The 21,715-nt window shown below is 39.2% G+C and carries 13 protein-coding genes and 1 pseudogene; 10 read left to right on the forward strand and 4 right to left on the reverse strand.

What is annotated here, in order from left to right; genetic code table 11:
* Positions 1–76: 76 nt before the first annotated feature.
* The 3 genes and pseudogenes from L2567_RS17535 to L2567_RS21355 all read right to left on the reverse strand — a co-directional run.
* Complete coding sequence (locus tag L2567_RS17535) at positions 77–5,377, reverse strand: eCIS core domain-containing protein (protein ID WP_235299120.1); 5,301 nt, start codon at positions 5,375–5,377, stop codon at positions 77–79.
* Positions 5,378–5,403: 26 nt separating this feature from the next.
* A complete protein-coding gene (locus L2567_RS17540; RefSeq protein ID WP_235299121.1) occupies positions 5,404–5,772 on the reverse strand; it encodes a hypothetical protein in 369 nt (122 codons plus the stop codon).
* Between the two features lie 554 nt (positions 5,773–6,326).
* Positions 6,327–6,614: pseudogene (locus L2567_RS21355) on the reverse strand (PAAR domain-containing protein); the annotation flags it as partial.
* A 142-nt stretch (positions 6,615–6,756) separates the two neighbouring features.
* Between L2567_RS21355 and L2567_RS17550 the strand changes: the two are divergent.
* The 9 genes from L2567_RS17550 (at position 6,757) to L2567_RS17590 (ending at position 18,590) form a co-directional block, all read left to right on the forward strand.
* Positions 6,757–8,484, forward strand: coding sequence for an nSTAND1 domain-containing NTPase (locus L2567_RS17550; protein ID WP_235299123.1), 1,728 nt, complete (start codon positions 6,757–6,759; stop codon positions 8,482–8,484).
* Between the two features lie 69 nt (positions 8,485–8,553).
* Positions 8,554–9,780 carry a HesA/MoeB/ThiF family protein gene (locus L2567_RS17555; protein WP_235299124.1) on the forward strand — a complete coding sequence of 409 codons (1,227 nt, stop codon included), beginning with the start codon at positions 8,554–8,556 and terminating at the stop codon, positions 9,778–9,780.
* A gap of 46 nt (positions 9,781–9,826) precedes the next feature.
* Positions 9,827–10,105, forward strand: coding sequence for an EsaB/YukD family protein (locus L2567_RS17560; RefSeq protein WP_235299125.1), 279 nt, complete (start codon positions 9,827–9,829; stop codon positions 10,103–10,105).
* A gap of 60 nt (positions 10,106–10,165) precedes the next feature.
* Positions 10,166–10,972: a ubiquitin-conjugating enzyme E2 gene (locus L2567_RS17565; RefSeq protein WP_235299126.1), complete on the forward strand. Its 807-nt coding sequence runs from the start codon at positions 10,166–10,168 to the stop codon at positions 10,970–10,972.
* A gap of 34 nt (positions 10,973–11,006) precedes the next feature.
* Positions 11,007–13,280: an MPN domain-containing protein gene (locus L2567_RS17570; RefSeq protein WP_235299127.1), complete on the forward strand. Its 2,274-nt coding sequence runs from the start codon at positions 11,007–11,009 to the stop codon at positions 13,278–13,280.
* On the forward strand, positions 13,267–15,648 hold the full coding sequence (locus tag L2567_RS17575) for an FHA domain-containing protein (RefSeq protein ID WP_235299128.1): 2,382 nt from the start codon (positions 13,267–13,269) through the stop codon (positions 15,646–15,648). Before L2567_RS17570 ends, L2567_RS17575 begins: the two co-directional genes overlap by 14 nt.
* A 2-nt stretch (positions 15,649–15,650) precedes the next feature.
* Positions 15,651–16,556 carry an ion transporter gene (locus L2567_RS17580; protein WP_235299129.1) on the forward strand — a complete coding sequence of 302 codons (906 nt, stop codon included), beginning with the start codon at positions 15,651–15,653 and terminating at the stop codon, positions 16,554–16,556.
* A gap of 2 nt (positions 16,557–16,558) precedes the next feature.
* Positions 16,559–18,043 carry a hypothetical protein gene (locus tag L2567_RS17585; protein WP_235299130.1) on the forward strand — a complete coding sequence of 495 codons (1,485 nt, stop codon included), beginning with the start codon at positions 16,559–16,561 and terminating at the stop codon, positions 18,041–18,043.
* A 22-nt stretch (positions 18,044–18,065) separates the two neighbouring features.
* Positions 18,066–18,590, forward strand: coding sequence for a DUF4199 domain-containing protein (locus L2567_RS17590; protein WP_235299131.1), 525 nt, complete (start codon positions 18,066–18,068; stop codon positions 18,588–18,590).
* A 33-nt stretch (positions 18,591–18,623) separates the two neighbouring features.
* Here L2567_RS17590 and L2567_RS17595 read toward each other — a convergent pair whose 3' ends face one another.
* Positions 18,624–19,622, reverse strand: a complete 999-nt coding sequence (locus L2567_RS17595) for a tellurite resistance TerB family protein (protein ID WP_235299132.1) — start codon at positions 19,620–19,622, stop codon at positions 18,624–18,626.
* Positions 19,623–19,902: 280 nt separating this feature from the next.
* On the opposite strand from L2567_RS17595, the gene L2567_RS17600 reads away from it, so the two are divergent.
* Positions 19,903–21,639 (forward strand): PKD domain-containing protein, encoded by a 1,737-nt coding sequence (locus L2567_RS17600; protein ID WP_235299133.1) that lies wholly within the window; start codon positions 19,903–19,905, stop codon positions 21,637–21,639.
* Positions 21,640–21,715: the final 76 nt, after the last annotated feature.

The following is a 21,715-nucleotide window of genomic DNA, read 5'->3' on the forward strand; positions in this document are numbered from 1 at the left end:
GTGATGTTGAATTAGCACAAGATATCAAGATTAGAATATTAAAGTATGCCAATAGAATTTTCATTAAATAAGTTATTTAGAATGGCAGATTGTCTCTGATTCGCTGAGCAGCATCACTGATTCCATCCCGCATTCTGCCCAGGCCATCCCTGGCACCTTGTTCGATTGCCCTCGCTCTATTTCTCACTGCATCATAGGCATCCATGGCTCTGAAAACCAAATGAAATAGTCTTTGTAATTCTGGTCCCAATGTAGATCGAAGTGCTTCTGCTAATCTCCGTTCGTCCTGATGCGGATGACCTGAAAACTGGCCCAATCTTGCAGTTTCACCTGACATATTGCCGCTGTCAGCCTCTCCATTGGCAAAGGCTTCATCCTGAACACCATGCCTTTCCCTTATATCAGCATAATTACCAGCTGAAAAGACCCTCATGGAGTGCGCAGCGCCAACGTTTCCACCAATTTCAGACATGTAATTCTTTAAATTTCCGAAGGAGGCTTTTAAGGCTTCAAAATCAGTAGCATTCTGACCTGGGGATCTAAAATCTATATCGAGAAGAGCATTGGCATCAGCTCGAACTTGAGCCATATGTCCCAAAAGGTCATCTCTCATTTGATAAAGATTCAAAAATTGTCCAAAGTCGTGTTCATATACATCACCTCCTATATTACCTTGCCCTGCTTTATCTACTACATCTCCTGTTACTATATGATGTGTGGCCAATGGTCGGACTTCCTCAGGCAAATTGTTAAATCGATCGACGGATTCCTGATCTATTCCCGGTGACTGGAAGGTGGTCACACTTGCCACCATAGATGAGAAATTAACTGCGGTGTGTTGAGCCATAGCTCCACCTAGACTATGTCCGGTTACATCTGCTCTGCCTCCTGCTTGTTGTAGTAATGCCTGGATCAATACTGCGTTTAATCTGAATTGTTCTGCTCCCACGGCTGCCTGATCTAAATCGGTCATGACGGTTTCAAGATCTGCACGACCTGTTCCGGGTTGGGTGCCTCTAATCGCGAGAAGTGGTAATTTACCAGATCCTGGTTTAGGATATATTAAGACTGCTCGGAAGCCCATCGGCCCCTGATGGAATGACATGCCATTTTCAGTATCAGTCATATATCCATTGGCCGCCATTGAATCTAATACGGCTTGAGGAACAGACCTTCTGTTTGGTTTGTAGGCTATATCATGAGCGGCAATTTCATACAGCATCTGCATAGGTGCAAGTTCTCTAAGAGCTTCTTCCGCTTCCGGCATGTGATCATATCCTTTATCTGTTTGAGCCTTTCCTTCTACAAATGGGTTCAAAGCATGAGAGCCTCTTCCTAGAAATCTGGCTGACCATGGTACTTCACGACCTTGTTCATCATAGACTTCATTCCACCACTCGATATTGGTCTGTCCTGACAGTGGATTAAATTCTTGCTCTCCCTGCTCCCGATGTAAGTAATCATACCCTGGTCCTATATTATGAGCATTGTAGAGGTACCCAGCTGCATCATGGACTGTGCCATGAATGGAAACGGGATTAGAAGGATCCAAATTCGTTAAAAGTGGATTGCTATTCGCAGGACCTACTAATCCACCTGTAGGACTGATTAGACTTCCAAATACGGCATCAATACCAAAGGTGTCGCCCAGAATCTTTCCAAATTTTAATTGTCCATTTGAAGCGGTAAACAAAGGGTGTTGTACTATATTGAGATTAGGCGCTGCTCGATCTCCCGAATGATCTTCATTAGGAAATTGCCTTCTCATATTTTCCTGATAAGTAATCTCACCACGGATCCTTAAGTCAATAGCTCTGTTATACTGAGCTTCTGCTTGCTGAAAGGTCATACCCCTCGAACTGGCAATTGAGGTCAAAGCCATATTGTAAACAAATCCAGCGCGTGGGTTGCTGTACAGTGACATCATTGCTAATCTGAGCGTAAGTGAATCCTCTCCTTCGAAGGTTGAGTCGATGAAGTCTTCCCTTAATGCTTCCTGATTGAATTCAAGATCACCTTCTTCATTTCTTTCTACTGTGCTTGATGTCATGGAGTCTCCAGGTGCAGATTGTGGCGTATTTACCTGTGGACCATTTTGTAGTTCTGAGGATACTCTGTTTTCAGAAGAAGAAGATAATCCTTCTTGCTGCTCATTTTCTGAGATGAGCTGATCTGCTGAAGCCGTTTCTGGACTTTCAATGGCGGGCTCTTGTTCTTGAGTCTGTTCTCCTGTTGATTCAGTTGACGGAGAGGCTCCAGCACTATTATCGGCAACTGAAAGCCCAACATAAGAAGTGCCGTTTCTTAATAGATCTTCGATTTCAGCTGAAGTAAGAACTCCATCTCCAAGTTCAGCAATCATGTCTGTTTCTCTAAATACACCAGCAGCAAACCTGCCATCCAATCTAATTTTTGCCCCTTCAGCAGCTTGAGCGCCAGCAGCTAGTCCGATACCACCCTGTAATCTCACTTTCAGCTCGGTAACCCTGGTTTTTGATACAATATCTGCGATCAAAGTAATCATATAACCCGGTATTTCACCAGTCTTAAAAAATCTGATAAAATCTATTAGCATATTCTGCCAATTGCCGTCCGTCAAATGGTTTTTATGGAACTCAAATAGCGTTCTCAAAATAGATTGCAGATTTGCTTTGGATATCTCTAAGCCATAGGTTAAGAATCCACCAAAGTTAATACCAGTATGTTTGTAGTCTTTGCCTAACAATGACTTAACAGCGCCTTGCCTTCTGCTTGAAGACATGAATTTCCTTCCAAAACTGGAAGCAAGTCCAATTCTTTGTCTATGTTTTAATCCAGATATGCCTTCAATGAACTCCTCAAAATTAAGCATTGATCCTTCTGAATTCAACTCTGTCTCCGAGGCTGGTCCATTGAACAGATCCATATCACCGGTTTCGAAATAGGGAGAAGCACCTTTAAAGGTAGAATCGAAATCAAAAAAACCACTACCACTTTTCACAAAGGCCCAAGTGGCCTTGACACCAACAGTTGAATCAACTCCAAGGCCATTTAAAGGGAGCGGAACAGGTAGGCTAGCATTAATATTGGCAGCAATCGAGCCTTCTCCGAAGACATCTAACTCTGCGGTGTGTGGTTCTCGATTGCCTTCGCTATCCTCACGCCAGTCAGCGGGTCTTAACTCTACGCCAATTCCAGCTGAAAGATTAAGATTTGCTCCGGCACCTACATTTAATTTATTCAACAGATTCATCGGACTGTACCATGGGGCGTCGACTCGCTGATTAGTATTACCTCTTTGCGCATCGGGATTTTGTCCATCAGTACCCCAGGTATTGGGTTGATTTGATCTACCCTGATTTCCGCTTTGGTTTCCTCCGAGACGCAGTCCTGCGTTGGCTTCAGCGCTGGCACTACCATAAACACCAAACTCCATTTTTGTCTTGGTGTTGTATCGCATGGGATCCAAGTTGACTCCTGGGACTTGATCAACCAATTTTGTGGTAAGTCCAGAGATGCCGGTGGAATCACTTCCAGTGGCAGCAAGCATGAAGCTAATAAAAGCTACATCTTCGTAAATGGGAAAGTCAAATTCCTGAATCAGTTTCATTTGCAGCCCGGCTTCCAAATTTGCACCGGCCTCAGCACCCAAGCCCCATTCCTGTCCTTGTTGGTCACCAGATCCTCCTTTTTGATGACCGGACCCCACAAATACACCTGCACCTACCCCTGTATCAAGTCCACCTTTCACAATGCCCTGTCTAAAAAAGTACATCACTTCAGTAGATTTGTGTTGTATATAAGAGACATAGTCCACACCTACGTGAAGTGGTATTCCAAAGGTGGCTCCGATTCCTCCTTCTAGATTAATCCCATATCCTACCGGCCAGATGTAATCGATGACCACTTTTACTACTTCTAGGAACATTCTGTAACCTTCGATCAAAATTCTAATGATCGCTTTACCCAATTTGATGAGTAAGCTACGCATGAATTCGACGGTCTGCATGATAATGGCCCTAACGATATTTATTACAAACTTTCCATGATTTACGATCTTGCGAATAATAGCCGCGGCAGCATCAATTGAGATCGCTGCCAAAACTTCTGCCATTCGTAAGGCATTTAATAGAAGAAAACAATAGGCTGCAAAGATGTGACCTGGTACTTCCAGTAGGAAGTTGACAATCTTTTGTATGTCAATAGATGCAATCGCTGATAGTATTTTTTCAGCTATTTTTTTACTGACTCTGGCTAGAATGGAGATAATTTGCTGCACATTATCGATGACCCTGGCTAATTGAGCAATGACGTAATCCGCCAACTTATATGCTGGAGAATTAACTAAAATATCAATTAACATGGTATAGTCTATTCGGGCCATTATCTGAATGGCTTTTCTTGCAATACCTTCACTTAACTCTCCCAGAAAATTCAAAATGGCCTCCGCTCCATTCAATGCTCTAATTGCCTGTTCAAGTGCTAACTCTTTCCCTGCGTCCCAGGCATCGTCTATTCTCTCTGATGCCCAATCAATTCCATCGCCTACCGCATCAACCACTCGCCCGCCGGTAGCGTCCCAGGCATCTCCAGCCATATCTCCTATACCACTTGCAGTATCTTTTACATCGTCCCAACTTGGAAGACTAGGCCACATCTGAACTGTATTTTCCTTTCTCTGAACCGGAAGACTGCTCTTAAATCCTCCTCCTAGTTTTTGCTGAATTGGATTCTCGTCTCTGTTTTGTAAAGAATCGGCAAATGCTACTCCGAAATTGTCTGCCTCCTTTTCTAAAGATGGATCATTATTGACAGGAGTACCCTTGGCCTCAAAATTAGGCTTGACCCGCCCTTCTTTTTGCTGAATGACATGACCAAGTTCGTGACCAATTAGTTCTTGACCGGATCTGGTATCTGGTTTGAATTGCCCTGGAGCGAAGTGAATGTCTGAACCTTGCGCAAATGCCAGAGCACCTAGTTCAGAGGCTTTGGGAGAATCGGTATGTAAATTGACAGAAGATGGAATAAAAGGTTCATTAGGTACATTCTTATGGGTATCTCCAGCGGGAGAAATATCATTTTCTTTTTTCTGAATAGGCGCACCAGCACCTGAAACCACATTGCCGGAAGAATCACCTGCTCCAGACCCATCCTCATCCTGGTCATCCGTTCCTCCTGCTGCATTTGCGAAAAGAAGTGTCTGATTTTCTGATTCTGCATCCTCTTCTTCTCCTTTTGATGATACACCATCTGTTTTATTTTGTACAACCTGGACCTCAGGGTTAAATTCAGGTGGTTGCATGGTTTCCTCATCTTTCGAAGTCAGATTATGGTCATCATATTCAGCGGAAGCGCGAGATAGCTCTACCTCGTTGGTGTTTTCATTGTTTTTCTCCAAAGCTTTGTTTTCCTATTAAAAGTTTGTCAACGATTGATAATTTTCTTATCCATTGCATCATCACCGGTGAGGTCGCTATACTCCGTTACATTCAGGAGTGCATCTGAAATGTTATACTCATTGATTGCGTACAATTTAAAGAAATCTCGATTGTCTGTCAAGTTTATGTGGTGTGCAAATTCTTCATTTTCTGATCTGTTATTAATTAAGTGATATACTTCCTCTATATTATTTCCACTCTTTTCAATCTGAATGGCCTTTACCATAGCATTAGTAGCACTACTTTTAATGATGAAAGTACTTGTCGTACACTTCATTATTTCAATATCCACTACTTCATGAGTAATATCTTGCAAATCGGCTTCACTGTCTTTATGGTTGTCTTTAATTTTCAACTGGTTTAGGTCAATGAATGAACTTGATGACTGGTTGATTTAGGTTGTGAAAAATTGATTAGCTTGTTTATTAAATAATTTTAAGAAAAATATGCTGAAATAGACAGCATTCACCTTTAAACAAATCAATATAGGCCATTTTAATTCGCATGTCAATCTAAGGCGTAAATTTATTTAATATTACTTGCTGCGAAGTCGGGTCATTTATCAAGTGGGTTTGATCAGAGCATTTGGAACTGAATGAATGTATCACTTTTCTTTCTTTCTAATTCTGCAACTGAAAATGATATGACAAATCGAAAAGAATTGGAAACGGCAATGAATTAATTGTTGAGGCCCATGTCGTTTATCGTATCACCATAATCACCCTGTAACTCATTTAATCTTTCTTGTTGGGCCTCGGATAAGTTTCCTTCCTCCAGTAATGCATTCATTTCTTCGTTTGCGGCTTGCACTTCTTGCATTACGGCATCAGCTTGTGCTGCAACATCTGCAGCTGCCTGAGCAGCTTCTGTGGCTTTAGCAGCTATTGCGGATGGGTTCATAGCACCTGCGCCCACCACTACAGTAGTACATCCAATAATGATCGTACCACCATGAGCTGTTGTATCTCCCATTTTCGCCAATGGTGTATTGTTGACCAAGACATTGCTCGTCGCTATAATACTATCTGGAGGTCCCACACATGTGCACAAGGAGCCCGCACCTGCTGCTGGCAATCCACCAATTAAGCAAGGTTTTCCCATGATTGGTTGCACGATGGGTCCGCCTACATGAGGTATAGGAATAGGAGGCGTTTGCAATGGGCAAATATGCATATCTGTTATTCTAGCTGCAAACATATCGACTAAGATTTCAATAAAGATATGTGATTATTTAGAGAAGATGCAAGTCACGTATTTGTAAATGATGAATTTTTACTATAAATTTAACTTATCTAGGCCATTGCAATCCGTGGTTTAGAACTAGAAGACCCAAATTATTATGTTGAAAATAAAAAATCCCTATCCGGGATTTCATGACGGTATTCATCGTGCTTATGATGTCGACGAGTCCTCTCTATTTCATGGAAGAGATCAGGATATTTCCAACATCAAACTCAGATTGAGGCAGAACAGGTTGGTGGCTTTATTGGGAGCGGGTAAGTCAGGTAAAACAAGTTTTTTAAGGGCTGGGGTCATGGCCAATTTCGATAAAAACCTTTTCAATGGCATCAATGGCCCGAGGTGGAAAAGTGTATATTTTACCCCAGAATCGGATCCGGTTTTAAGTATGGCCAGGGCGATCGTGAACCCTAAATCTTTTCTAAGCGAAAAGATAAAGCCCAGTATGGAAGAAGAGGTGCTTAGAAAGCTAGAGAAAAATGACTATGGATTAGTCAGGGTTGCTGAAGATATAATCGGGGATCAAACTTATAACCTACTGATCGTTGTTGATGACTTTGCAGACTTATTTACCCGAAAATCAAATCTAAAAAGAAGAGATCAATTCATTAGTCTCATCACAAAGGCTATCAAAACCACTGATCTTGGTTTCTATTGCATCGTTTCCATGAATATTGAGGATTTATCGCATCGTGAGCTCAAAGATTATGAGGAATTGTACAAGAGCATCATGAAGGGTAATTACCAACTTCGACTTTTAGATCAGATGGGCTTAAAAGATGCCATTGAAATTCCCGCAAAAATTGAAAAGTCTGAGGTGGAAGAGCAATTAAGTCTTCAATTAATAGAAGAACTCATTTCGGATTCAGACCAATTAAGAAAACTACAGGTTTATATGTCCAAAACCTGGTTTGAATGGAAAAAGAATCATAAAGACAAATTCATTGACGTCAACCACTTTTTAAAGGCGACGGGTCAAAGACAAAAACTCTCAAGTACCACAAGTAGAAAGAGCAGTAATTCAAAAATAAAAATTAAGGGAGATACGGAAGTCGATTTTAATCCGATGGCTTCTGGAAACATCGTCTCAGGATCGGTTTCAGATGCTTATGAAAATCTATCAGGAAAAAAGAAGGAAATTGCGACCAGGATTTTGCAGACCCTACTAAAGCGAACACAGAACAACGGGGTGGACGCTGTGAGCAAAGATCTTGAAGAAATGGCAGGAATTGTTAATGTTTCAGAAAATGAAATTATAAAGTTGGTAAATGAAATACCTTCAGTATTGTCTATTGAAAGGAAACAGGTTAGTGTAAACGATATCAATGCTATCTCAGACTGGTCCAAATCAATTAAGTTTATAGAAGTCGAAGAGGAGGCCATAGAGAATTATAAATTAATGGCAGATGCATCCATTCTTCATTACATAGAAGGTATTGATATTGATTCGGTTTTCAGCAAGGAGCAGTATGAAAAGGTAAAAATCTGGTATGATGACTTTCAGCCTTCGGAATCTTGGGCAAAACTATATCACAAACAGTACGATTTGGCCATTGATTTTATTGAAAAGCTCGAAAGTCAATATGGACCTGTCAGCAGACCTGCTGGCTTGAACACTACACGTGATAATAAATCTATGGGTAGTCCGGCTAAAAAATTGACACTAAAGAAAGATGAGGAAAAGTTAGCCGTTGAGTCCACCGAAGAGCAAATCATCACAAAGAAAAAGATCATTAAACCAACTGGATCATCCAGTAAAAAAATTGTTTTTAAAGAAAAGGGAGATGACGCCTCTGGCAAAAAGAAAATAGTAATCAAGAAAAAGTAGAAGTTGAGAAAAATTGCTAGTTTAGGGTGCCCTAATCACTTTAAAATAAAAAAGTAAAACCAATAGAAAATGGGAGAAGAACCGAAGAAGTCCCAAAAATTAAAAATAGAGAATACCGGAGGTGCTAAAGAACATTGGGATGACACTTTTAGGTTAATGTCGTGGTGGGATGCAGAAAGAGTTAAAAAAGCACAGGTAATGGTAGTAGGAGCAGGTGCTTTAGGAAATGAAGTACTAAAGAATCTGGCTCTTATGAATGTCGGTTCTATTTTTATTGTAGACTTCGACACCATAGAATTCGCGAATTTATGTAGATCTGTACTTTTTAGGACAGAAGATATTAAGAAGAATAAGTTTAAATGTGAAATTGCGGGAGAACGTATAAAGGAGATTAATCCAAATGTCAAAGTCCAGACTGTCAACGGAGATATCATGATTGATGTGGGTCTTGGAGTGATGCGAAGAATGGATGTCATTATAGGTTGTCTCGACAATAGAATTGCAAGGCTATTCATTAATCGATATGCCTTTAAGGTAGGAAAAGTATGGATAGACGGAGCGATTGAAAATCTTTCAGGGCAACTCAATGTATACAAAAATGGAAAGAGTTGTTACGAATGTGCACTAACCAATACCGACTGGGAAAACATTAGATTTAAGATGGGATGTGCTGATATTGCGCAAAGAAATTCAACGCAGGGAAGGGTGCCCACCACACCTATTTCGTCATCAATTATTGCAGCTATGCAAGTTCAAGAAGCCATTAAAGTCATTCACGGTAATGAAAAGCAATCTATGGCAGGAGAGCAATTCAAATATGATGGCATGAATAATTGGATCATTCAGTTTCAGTCAGAGCCTGTGAGAGATGAATGTGATAGTCACTACGAAATTAAGGAGGACGAATTAGTGAAGGCAAAGGGGTTAAGTTGTGCCATGACCATCGAGGATTGTCTTTCATGGCTTGAAAACCATTTTGAAGATGATTATATAAGCATTCAACTCAATTATAAAATCATACTCGAGATTGCATCCATGAATACAGAAGTGTCTCATGATATTATCATCCCTGAGCCACATTTTTCAGAGCAAAAGCAGACTAAATATCAAAAGGAGCCGGGAGAGCCCATTGGGATCACAAAATATGCAGATCAGATCAATAGGGATTTTCCTGATTTAAGCCTTACATTAAGAGAAGTGGGTGTGCCTCCTTTGCATATATTAACAGTGGAAACAAGTAAGGATATTTATTTTGTGGAATTGACAGGAGATGAATCCTTTTTAGAATTTAAGTAATATATTTATTGAAAACCATATTTAAGCATACAAAACCAATATAATTATGTCTAACTCGGAAGTAATGGGTATTGTCGTTAGGGTCATGCCTAGCGGGGATGAATTAGAAGTGGAATTACCGATCTATTCCACTGGAAAAGAGATCAAAGAAGAATTGTTGGCAGCAGAAGTTGCACCGAGGGTTGATCCTGAAGGAAACCCTTATGTATATGACCTGATTTTTAAGAGAAAAAATGTTTCTATAGGGGACAGTAAAACGCTGTTCGATCTTCAGATACAGGAGGGGGATACGCTATATTTAGCTCCCAGACTTGTACCGGGATAAAATAGTACCCAAGTATACTCTGCTATTGCTTTGAAACTTTTTTTACAATAATTTAAGGTTATGTCCAGTAAACCAACATACGACTTCAAGTCTGATTTCTTTAAGAAAAACCCATTCTACAAGAGACTAGCAAAAGACCATTTATCTCTCTTTGAAATTGATAGTGATGTCATCAAATGGGAAGTAGTCAATACGAGAGGAGCTATGAAAATTCCTTGTGAATATCATTTTCACTTTTATATAAAAAGTATTGTAGGAACTAAAGCGGATAAGTCACCAGTATACGGAAAGCATCATATTGCAAAGGTGACCTTTCCACCTAAGTATCCTATTGAACCCCCTGAGCTTTACATGCAAACAGATTTGTGGCATCCCAATATTAAATCGGAGGGTAAGTATAAGGGCAGAATCTGTGGTAATACAAAGGGATTTGGATTAGGCTATGATCTTTATTTATTGGTCATCAGAATAGGCGAAATCCTGCAATTTAAGCAGTATCATGCCGAAAACACTCCACCTTTTCCTGAAGACATTAAGGCTGCACGTTGGGTGATGGAGTATGCTGAACCCAATGGAATTGTAAATAAGTATCAAGATTTAGCGGTGGATGAAACACCCCTTATTAATATAGATACTTCGAAAGATAGAAAGCCAGCTAAAGATGACGCGGCTGCAGACGAATTGCCAAAGGAAGAACCTAAAAAGCAAGAGCCCAGAGTTGTTGAAACGAATATTAGTGAGACTCCAGTCAGAACCAAGCCCAAAGAAAGTGAAACTACATCAGTTCCGGGTAAAATGAAAATAAATATTGTTGCAAAAAAAGCCGCAGGTAAGAAGAAGATAGTGATACAAAAGAAAAATAAATAATCTTTGTATTTCCAAAGTCCAAATTATCCAATTGATGAAAACTAGAAAGGCAATCAGCTTTATTGCGTCTTTTTTAATTCTGAGTTCTATACTTTCAGGGCAAGATCAAGTTCGTATTATGGACAAGTCGGATGAATCTGCAGGAAGATTCAAGACTCAACTATACCATAAGATTGGATCTTCTGAGGAAAAGCTTAGGGGTAATTCACCTACTGTAGAGGCCAATGGGAAGGAGGTAGAACTGATTCTCAGACTGAAAGACTTGAGATGGTTTGAAGATAAGAATATCAATGAAAGTATCAAGATCAGAAGATCTGATATTGTCATCAATGATCCTACTAACTTGCAAATTGCTTCCTCTCCATCTCAATATGAAATTGGGCCAGTGGAAGGTTCGCAAGCTGAAATCAGATTTAAAGTACTTGCTAATGGAAAGTATTCGTTAAAAATTCCGTTTTCCACCAATCAGATTTCTGGTCAATATGTCCAGTCGTTTTCAGTAGAGGGCCTTTCAGGTACAGCAAAAAATTCAACTCCGTTAGGAAATATTGCAGACTTGAAAAAAGAATGGAGTGATACAGATAAAACTAATGCTTCTGATGTTCAGAAATTTATCAATAAGTACCAAAATAATCAGATCGCTTTAGAAGAGAATCTCATAGCTATAGCCGAAAGAGCGTTACTGCGAATAGAGAAAACGAACGAGTCTGGAGAAGATGAAGAAATGTGGGCCAGAATCAGTGATTCTGACGACGAAGACCAATTTACAGCCTTCCTTGATCAATATCCAAACTCCAAGTATGCAGAAGCTGCTAGGGCTAAGTTAGGGATGGAAGCAGATGTTTTAATTACTTCTGAAACCGAAAACCGTAAAGCCATTAACACCATTACAAAACTGGTGGACAACGTCTATAGTATGGACTTATCTCATCTGGAAGAAGTGGACATTAAAATTTCAGATCCGGATGCAATAGAGATATTTGATACTGGAGGAAATATATTTGATCTGAAGGTTAGTGGCAGTAATGTTTATACCATTACGGTGAAAGAAAAAAGTAGTGGGGAAGAGCTTATTTTCACGCTAGATAATAGATTCAGTGCAGATTTTAATAGAACAGGTGGTGCCTTTAATTTTGTTTTAGATGGAGGTGTTTCACCTTTTACTGTTGAATTTTTAAAGAAAGATGAAGAAGTTTCAACGCCAGAAGGACGATTTGAAAACCTTAAGCCTAATCGGGCTAATACCATAGTAATTACGCAGAAAATGCTGAATAAATCAGGCATGGCGGGGGACTATGGTACGGTTATTATCAGAGATAAAACAACTCAATCTTTGTCTTCTTTCCCCATAGACCTGAACGTGTCTCCTAGTAAAATATCTCCTGGATTATTAATCGGCTTATTACTGGCAGGAGTGTTATTAGGAGGTGCCTTTATGATTATTCGCAGCAAGAAGCAAAAGCAGACCAGACAAGAATATTTGCAAAAGGCGAAGGTTTTTCAGGAAACTCAGAAACTGGAAGCAATGAAGGAATCTGGTATTCATCAAGATAAAATCACTCCGGTAGCTAATGCAAAAGGATCTCCGAAGAAGATTACCATTACTAAGCCAGTCAAAAAGTTTGTGCCTGCCAATGGTGGTACAGGTGAATATAAATCTTCAGGAAAAATGAAAATTACGCGAAGGGAAGTGAAAGGTGGTCGATTAACCGGAGATGAATTCAGAGAAATGTTGGAGGGCGATCGCTATGCTTTTCTGGACCTTACAGAACTTTGGAATGACTCTGCCATTAAAGAGCTTTATTTAAGCAAAGACTGTATAAAAGACCTCGGTAAGTTCTTGAAAGAAGAAAATCTAGATAAGGCCATTGCTGAGATGGAAGGTGCGATTCCTGAAGTAGGAGGATTTCTAATGGGATATCACCAACAAAATGATGCCGGAGAAATTAGGGTTACCATGGACGAATTTGTACCATTTGTTCCTGAATACCATGATGTCTTTAAGATAGAGATCGGAACTGCCACTTTAGTACAAGAATTAGGAGATGCTCAGGATACACATCCTGATAAAGATGTTATTGGGTGGTTTCATACTCATCCGGGCCATGGTTTATTTCTATCTAACTCTGACCTATCTGTACAACGTCACTTTCCTCAGAAGTTTCAGATAGCAATGGAGATAGATAGTTTGACGGAAACACTAGATACAGCTTTTTTCACAAGAAAAATGGATGGAACTATTAACAACGTAGAACATCGAAGAAAGGGAGCAAAATGGTTTAGTTGGAAAAAAATTGAAAAGATTTAGAAAAGTAGATTACACTGACTTAATGATGCGAAAAAACTTAATACTTCTTGCCATAATTCTCACTGTATTTTCAAAAGGATTTTCGCAGGATGCAGATCAAACCCTGGAGCATCTTCAGATATTGTCTGTCAATATAAGCGAGGAAACCAATACAGTGAATGCTACGGTACTAGCACCTAAAATTGGCAATGCTAAATTCACGCATCAAACAGCAAAATTTACTGAACAGATCGGTGGTGAGGTGTACCCCATGAGCTTCTATAATTTTGAAGAAGTAGGTGCTCAAAACCAAGAGATATATAGCATTCTATTCGTGCTTGATTGGAGCGGAAGTATGCGGACAGAAGATCGTCTGATCAAAGCAAAAAGAGCTATCTTTAACACCATTCAGAGCATCACTTTACCCCCGGGTTCCAAGTTTTATCTAACCGCATTTCACGATGATATATTTTCAAATGTAGAAGTCAATAAAAGTAATATTGAGGCTCAGTTGGCCAGATACCCTGTACCTTTGCCTGGACAAGGTAAGGGTACAGATCTGTATAGGGCAGTTATTCGAAAAACAGAACAATTGCAGGATTTTAAAGGGAATAAAATCATCTTGCTACTGTCAGATGGAGAAAACGATCTACAACTGAATTCTTTCTACAGAGAAAACAATGTGACGCCACCTACACAGGAGGATGTTTTTAATACTATATTGAAAGAAGATAGTACGCACAATATTGCATTTTACCCTATTGGTCTGGGGAGTGGTGCAGATACTACTTTTTTGAAAAAGCTTCCCGACCTGACAAAGAATACCAAGGATAGATATATTTACTCCAATAATCCCGATGATTTATTAAACATTTTCCTATCCGTCATAGCACAATATTCTGTAACCTATAGAGTTCAGCTGATTCCTTCACCTGAAGTTCAGACCTTTAAAGGAGAAAACAGACGGTTAATGCTAAATTGGGTAGCGAAAGGATTGCCATCTGCGATGATCGCCTCCTATGACTACAAAGGAGGTTCATTCATAGAGCCTATAAACTTAGGAATCAGCCAAAGTACCTATACTACCTCTTTTTGGTTGATCCATATTCTGATCGGGACCTTATTAATTGGCGGATTATTGGCACTATTGATGTATCTGGTCCCATGGCTGAAAAAGAGAGAATTTAAAAGTAAATATGTTATTCCCTATGTACCTGAAAAGAACAAGATAAGGAGAGACCCCATCACGCAAGATGCTTTTGAAGAAGGAGATAATGTAGTGGTCAAATGTAAGCAAATGACCTCACTGGCAACTTGGGAGGCACTGGGTCATTGCCCAAATTATCCTAATTGTATGGAATTCGCAGACCCATGTAATGGATCTGGAGGAGAAGATATGCAGGGAAATTTTTTCTCTCAGCAAGGAGTTTTTAGAGTGTTGAATTGGCTTTGGTTTGGTGCCACAGGAGGATTTGCAGCGTGGGTTCTTTATGCTATTATGCAAATGATAAACATAGAGGGACTCTACCAAAGTGCATTTAATTTATTCAATGGTGAACGCATCAGGGCCAGTCTTTTGGAATTACGAGGTGGTGAGTCTTTTTTGAAGAATATTCCTGAAATGGTCGATCAGACTTTGATCGGTTTATTTTTAGGAGCTTGTTTGATTATAGCGATTGCATGGGTCGAAGAAAGAGGGCATTCCAGGAAATTTTCTTTTTGGAGGGTATTCGTTCGTGGAATCTTAGGTGTTTTGATTTCGTTCATAGTTTTTTTTACCGGCTATATTTTCCAGTATTTAGTGTTGGATAATCCATTCTTAGCAGGTATTGTTATTTGGGCAGTATTTGGAGTGGCCTTCGGAGCCATCCTTTCCATTAATTCAACTGTAGAATTAAAGAAAGGAATTTTTGGTGGTGTAATTTCATCTCTCGTTTGTTATTTAATCTATTTCGGCCTAAGTGCAATAGCACCTGATGATGTATTGGCCAAATTGATCAGTTTTATTGTTTTGGGCGGAGTACTTGGAGCCTTAATCGTGACCGTACTATCTAATTTAGAGGATTTTGAACTTATCTACCTTTCTCCTAAGGAGTATACAGGAATGAAAAAGCCCATTAGTAAGTGGTTGAAGAAGGGTATGGAAATCTATATTGGCCGGTCTTCAAAATGTTATGTTTTTGTCAAATGGGAAGATGAATATGTAGATGATCGCCATGCTAAACTCGTATATCAGGGTGGGTCAGTTCACATCATTCCATTATTTGAAACGATGGTCAACGGGGTAATTGTGCCGGAAAATCAGAAGACAGCACTTCAGGGAGATGATATCATTCAATTGGGAAGATATAGCATATCCCGAATGCAATACAAAGAAAAAAGAAGCTAACAATGAGACTACGAAGACAAGTTTATCGCTTAATTGATGATGACAACTCTGCAAATCTGAAAATCAATGATCGGATTGGAACATTTATAATGATTCTTATTGTCTTAAGTATTATCGCTGTTGTTGTGGAGTCCGAGGAATCGGTTAGAATTAATTATGAGGGTGTTTTTCTTTGGTTTGAAGTCATTGCGGTGGTGATTTTCACCATTGAATACTTAGCCAGAGTTTATACGGCCAGACTTGCCTATCCGGAATTAAGTCCCGGCAGGGCGGTGTTGAAGTATATTTTTAGTCCAATGGCCATTGTGGACCTTCTAGCCATATTGCCTTTCTACATTGAATTGGCGGCAGCATCTATGGGTCTTCTCGAAATAATGGACTTGCGTTTTATCAGAGTATTGCGTTTAATGAGATTGTTGAGAATTTTCAAACTCAATCGCTACAACAGCAGCATGAAATTGATTGGCGATGTGATGCGCGAAGAGAAAGAAAAATTATTCATTACCATATTTATGACGGCCATCTTATTGGTTCTTGCTTCAGCTTTAGTATTTACAGTTGAACATGAGGGACAACCTGAAGCATTTCCAAATATTTACTCCTCAATGTGGTGGGCAATCGCTACATTGACAACTGTTGGTTATGGAGATGTCTACCCGACTACTGCGATGGGCAAAATTTTGGCTGGTATTATTGCTCTACTAGGCATCGGTCTGGTTGCACTTCCTACGGGCATATTGTCGGGTTCATTTGTGCAGGCCATTAATGAAGAAAAGGAGCGTAAATTAGAAGAAAAGGCTGCGGAAATTGCGGCTGATGTTGCAGAAGAGGTGGTTGCCGAGCATGAAAGTGAAATCGAACATTTTGCCATTTGTCCTCATTGTGGGAAAAGTCTGGATGAGCATTAGTAATGAGTGAGCCAACGAGCGACAAGAGGAGTGTATTTAAAAAATGGTTGGAAACGCTACAGCAGGAAAGCTGGCAGCTTGAGCTTCTTATATCTGGTCTAGCACTTTTAGGCGTATTTAATGCAAAAGTTTTCATTGATGGCCTCGAAAGCTATTTTGCGGTTCAATTTCTCCGAGGAGCCGCTGTTTTTGGCGTAGAGATATTCATGTTCTTACTAAAGGGCAGTTGGTACATTTTCCTTATTAACCTTATGATTCACATTATTCTGAGGGGATTGTGGATAGGAGCTATAGGTCTTCGATATGTGTCTGAGGATATTGACTACCAAAAATTAAATTTTTCAAATTATTTCACGAAGTTATATACCCGTAAGTATCAATCTTTCGACGATTATATAGAAGATCTTGAAAGAATCTGTAGTGTCATATTTGCCTATACCTTCCTTCTGTTTTTCATATTGATTTCAGCTTGCCTATTTCTGATCTGGCCTATCTTGTTGTATGCTGTAATAGACGAACTTTTGGCCACATTTATCGTCATGGCATATTTAATCATAGGTTTGATTGTTTTCGTGGACTTTATATTTCTAAATCCTTTAAAAAAGATAAAGGAGGAATGGTTTGGACGAGTTTATGGTTTTGTGTTCCGTTTTTATAGCACCATCACGTTATCATTTATTTTTAGGCCCCTGCTGCTTAATTTTCTAGACAATAAATTTACAAAACGGCTTTTTTTATTCAGCATTCCGTATGGTATCGTCATTATCTTATTACTTCCTAATTTAACTAGCAGGAGTGCTGGATACTTTCCTTCATTTGAAAGTAATAGCCTACAGATAAGGGCATATAATTCCAATGCTCTTAATCCACATCTGTATGATGACTTAAGGCTTGATGGCAAACAAAAAGTCAATTATATTTCATTAGATAAGTACCGCATATCAGGGAATGTTCTTGAATTCTTTGTTACACATATGAAGTCAGATGAATACTACTTTAAGCAAGTGAAAGATATTCAGCCTTTAAACAAAGTCGGAGTGTATACTGGATTTAAAAGCATGACCATAAAAGACAGCATATTTCAGCAGTTAAGTGAGCAAAACGTCCAGGAAAGAGTAGCATTTTTATCAGAAAAAAGAGAAAATAGATCCGAAAGGTCTAACTATGAGTGGGATAGCTTATATAATGTGCTGGAAAACAACCATCAATCAATAGAGAGGGCTTATCATGCTGATAAGATGCTGGAGCTTAATGCCGCTTTTGAATCACTTTGTAAATTCTACATTGATGATCAGGAGATCACAGACCATGTAGAATGCTTAATGACTCAGCATGGCAATTTAGGTGAAAAAGGATGGAAGTGCATTACGGTCCTGGATAGTTTGCAAAGTGGCCTCCATAGATTGAAAGTAGAGCGTGGAATATACCGGCGAAATTTAAATGTTATTTCCCCGGTCGTTCTGGAAATTCCCTTTATATTAGATTAAATAATCATCTAAATCAAGAAAAATGACGGAGCCGGTAAAGTATGGTTTATATTATTTCGCAGTTAGCGCAGGTATTACATTATTACTATATCTAGTAAATACAAATTTGATTTTTAATCCAACTTTAAGTTTATTAATGTCCTTTGGACTGCCTATTTTGTTCATTATACTCTCAATAAAAGCAGACAGAGCTGATGAACCAGGATATTCCATGGCAGAAGGTATAAAGGCTGGAATGATTACTTTTGCTATCGGAACCCTGTTAGGAGCTTTATTCACTTATATTCTGGCAAACGTTATCGATCCTACTTTAGGAGAGAAAGCCATTGAATTTACTCGTGAAGTAGCCGTAAAAACAGCAGAAACCATGGGTGGACTTTTAGGTGCCGATGAAGCAGAAAAAGCTAAAATGGTCGAGGAGGTTGGCAAACAAGAATTGCCCAATCCATTTTCTATGACTCAATTGGGTCTCGGATGGGTCATTAGTTTAATATTTCCAGGTCTGATCATATCTCTCATTGCTGCAGCAATCTTAAAGAAGAGCTAAAATAAAAAAGGGCAATTCAATGCCCTTTTTTATTTATTCATATTGTCTTTTCTTAAAATTAATAAGACATCTTTCAGCCTCGTCTCTGCTCAGATTTATACCATCAGCTAATTCAAATAGATCTTCTCTGCTGGTTTCAGCTGTAATGGTTTGTTCAAGGCAGTATTTTTTAGCCAACATTTCCAGTTTTTCTTTTCTGTGGTCTGGTAATCCGAATATTTCACCATATGTGTTTAGTATCCTAACTTCACTTGGGTCTACATCGAAATCGGATAAAGCCATAGCCCATCCAAGTAAATAAACGGTTTCCTTTACGTTTTCGTCTATTTCTTCAGCCTCTATTCTTGAAACCTGATCTTTGGATTGGATTTCTTGGATTGAACCAAATCTTGCGGGAATGATATCTGCGAGCATTTCTCTCTCATCCGGTGTTATCTTTCCGTCGGCACTTGCGATGCCTACTAAGAACCTGGATAATATTTCCTGATCGTAACCATTTTCTACAGGTGATTCTGCAATAAGTTGCTCATAGTCTGAATCGCTCCTTTCATCTCCCCGTCGTCCACTTCGCCTTTCTCTACCGCTGCTTCTTTCTCTGCTTCTTCCTCTTTCTCTTCGTTCCCCTCTCTCGGGCCTTTCTTTTACTACACGTTCTCTTCTGTTGCTTTCAAAATGCCTTGATACCCTTCCAAAAGCCTTGACGATGGCTTCTTCCTTGTCTTGGGTGGTGAAATTTTCTTCATTTGAACTGCCAATGTTTCCTATAGCGGATCGAGCAACACGAGACCCAATTCTTCCTGCTGTGCCACCTAACATAGATCTGATCAATCTATTGGTTTGCCTTCTGGCATTTCTTTTTACTACCCTTGCTACTTCATTTTGTACGGCATTACCAATGGTTTTACTTGCAGAAATCATGCCTGAGGCCTCATAAATTTCCCCGTTTGGTGTTTGAAACGTGCAATTGATTTTTTTTCCATCGATTTGATAGTCGACCAGATACTGTTCAACATCTGGATAGGAGTATTTCATTTGTTGTCATTTAGTTTGTAAATCACTTTCAAACCTAAAATAAACAATTTAAAGTGTAGTTCAAAAAAAACTCAAGCCATATGTTAATAATAGGTCATCTAGAAACATTGATGGAATAAATATGCGGTAATTTGCTTAATCCATCATCTCTTATAGCAAATAAAAGTGGATTAAATCATTTTAAAATTATATTTTTACTTAGTGAAAACATTCATCATTAATAGGCAGTAGATAACAAACCCTTGCCTTTGAGTATATTTTAAAAACCAATCGAACAACAATGAGTAGATCTTATTTGTCATTTTTTATCATTTGCTTCACCACCATATTAATCATATCTTCTTGCAAGAGAGATACCCCTAATCGAGATCAAGCCATCATTGAGGTAGACTTCTTGCTAAATGAGAGAGATCTCGAGAAATTTGGCCTGGATTATACTGAGCAGGAATTCGAAAGAGATAATAATGATCCCAATAAAGTATTGACCGTGGCAGTAGGTGAACCGGTCAAGTTTAAGGACACCTCGAAAGGATCATCTAGCACCAGTAAGCGGATGTGGAAATTAAACGGGAATGAGTGGGAACAAGCAGAGAATGACAAGGAAGTACATGTTCCTGAATTTACCCATGTCTTTGAAGAACCCGGTTATCATAGAATTAGCCTGTATATAGAGGACGTCAGCTACGCTACCAAACTGATTAAAGTAGTTTCTGAAGATTTTGCGATCAACAATGTTCCAACTGTAGAAAATGAAATGGCTGATGCTAATGAAGATCTTGCCGTAGTAGATCCACAACCTGAAAAAGAAGATTTATTTGCAGAAACAAATACTTCTCAGCCTAAATCATCACCGAGCAATGAAAACTCAAGACCTACGTCGGAACCATCTAAGCCAAAGGTAAATAATACACCTCCACCCCCTGCTAAAATTTCCAATGTAGATTTTCGAATCAGCGGTGATTTAATGGTTGGAAATACAATAGAACTAAGGGATTTGTCCACACCATCAAGCGCTATTTATATTCGTCAATGGGATATGGGAGATGGTACTACTCAAAAGACCAAAGGTGGAGTATACAATCAAATTTATTTTTCATCAGGGGATAAGACCATCACGCTTTGTTTGAATAATTCTAATCAGTGTATCAGCAAAACCATTAGCATAAAACCAAGACCAGCAAGAAAAGAGACAGCTGAAGTTGAGAAGGCAAAACCTACTCCACCCAAAGCTCCCGAAATTACAAATGTTGAATTTAAAATTCCTTCTACGGCTGTGGTAGGTACTGCGGTAAATTTATCAGACAGATCTCAACCCTCTTCAGCTGTCATGAAAAGGAAATGGTCATTTGGGGATGGATCGCCGGATCTGAATACCGGAAAGAGCGCTGTAAGCCATGTTTTCAATAAAGCAGGCACTTACGAGGTGAAGTTATGCCTCAATGATTTATCTAACAAATGTTCGACTGAATCGATTACGATCACTGAGAAGCCGGAGGCAACAGTAAAAGAAGTGGTTGAAAATACTAAACCTACAACAAATCCGACCAATGTAAATGTGTCCACACCGAATTGGTTAGACAATTACGATGGAACTACACCGGGAAGGGTAGGCTTATTATCATCTCAGAAATGTGATGAAACGACCTCCGAATGGTATGAAGGTGCAGCTTTTATCAATATCAACCCAAAGAAACCCATGGAGTTAGATGTAGCTAAAGTGTATGCAAGCCGAAATGGAACGGTAGACATCATATTAACTACGGGTGATAAAAAAGAAACTGGAGTTCTAAAAAACGTTCAGGTAAACCCCGGACCTTCTAATATTTATTTGACAGACTTGGCCATCATACTTGAACCAGGAGAGAAATACACATTATTGATTAAACCGTCCGATCCAGATAGTGGATTAAGATTAGAGAATGCCGTTAATTGTAATCCAAGACCTTTACCTAGTGATGTGGTCAGTGTGAATTATAATGATAAGTATATTTTGTACGATTTGAAGTTTTTCTATTAGGAGAAGAGGAAGCAAGTTGTAATAAAACTTACGCTTTATACTTGGAAATACGTTCTCTTTGCATTTGTAAGCTCAT

The organism is Portibacter marinus, from assembly GCF_021533195.1.
In the GTDB taxonomy this organism is placed as follows: Bacteria; Bacteroidota; Bacteroidia; order Chitinophagales; family Saprospiraceae; genus Portibacter; species Portibacter marinus.

Bases quoted from the DNA above. Each gene is read 5' to 3' on its own strand.
- L2567_RS17550 (WP_235299123.1), top strand. From the start codon at position 6,757: ATGTTGAAAATAAAAAATCCCTATCCGGGATTTCATGACGGTATTCAT.
- L2567_RS17555 (WP_235299124.1), top strand. From the start codon at position 8,554: ATGGGAGAAGAACCGAAGAAGTCCCAAAAATTAAAAATAGAGAATACC.
- L2567_RS17560 (WP_235299125.1), top strand. From the start codon at position 9,827: ATGTCTAACTCGGAAGTAATGGGTATTGTCGTTAGGGTCATGCCTAGC.
- L2567_RS17565 (WP_235299126.1), top strand. From the start codon at position 10,166: ATGTCCAGTAAACCAACATACGACTTCAAGTCTGATTTCTTTAAGAAA.
- L2567_RS17570 (WP_235299127.1), top strand. From the start codon at position 11,007: ATGAAAACTAGAAAGGCAATCAGCTTTATTGCGTCTTTTTTAATTCTG.
- L2567_RS17580 (WP_235299129.1), top strand. From the start codon at position 15,651: ATGAGACTACGAAGACAAGTTTATCGCTTAATTGATGATGACAACTCT.
- L2567_RS17585 (WP_235299130.1), top strand. From the start codon at position 16,559: ATGAGTGAGCCAACGAGCGACAAGAGGAGTGTATTTAAAAAATGGTTG.
- L2567_RS17590 (WP_235299131.1), top strand. From the start codon at position 18,066: ATGACGGAGCCGGTAAAGTATGGTTTATATTATTTCGCAGTTAGCGCA.
- L2567_RS17595 (WP_235299132.1), bottom strand. From the start codon at position 19,622: ATGAAATACTCCTATCCAGATGTTGAACAGTATCTGGTCGACTATCAA.
- L2567_RS17600 (WP_235299133.1), top strand. From the start codon at position 19,903: ATGAGTAGATCTTATTTGTCATTTTTTATCATTTGCTTCACCACCATA.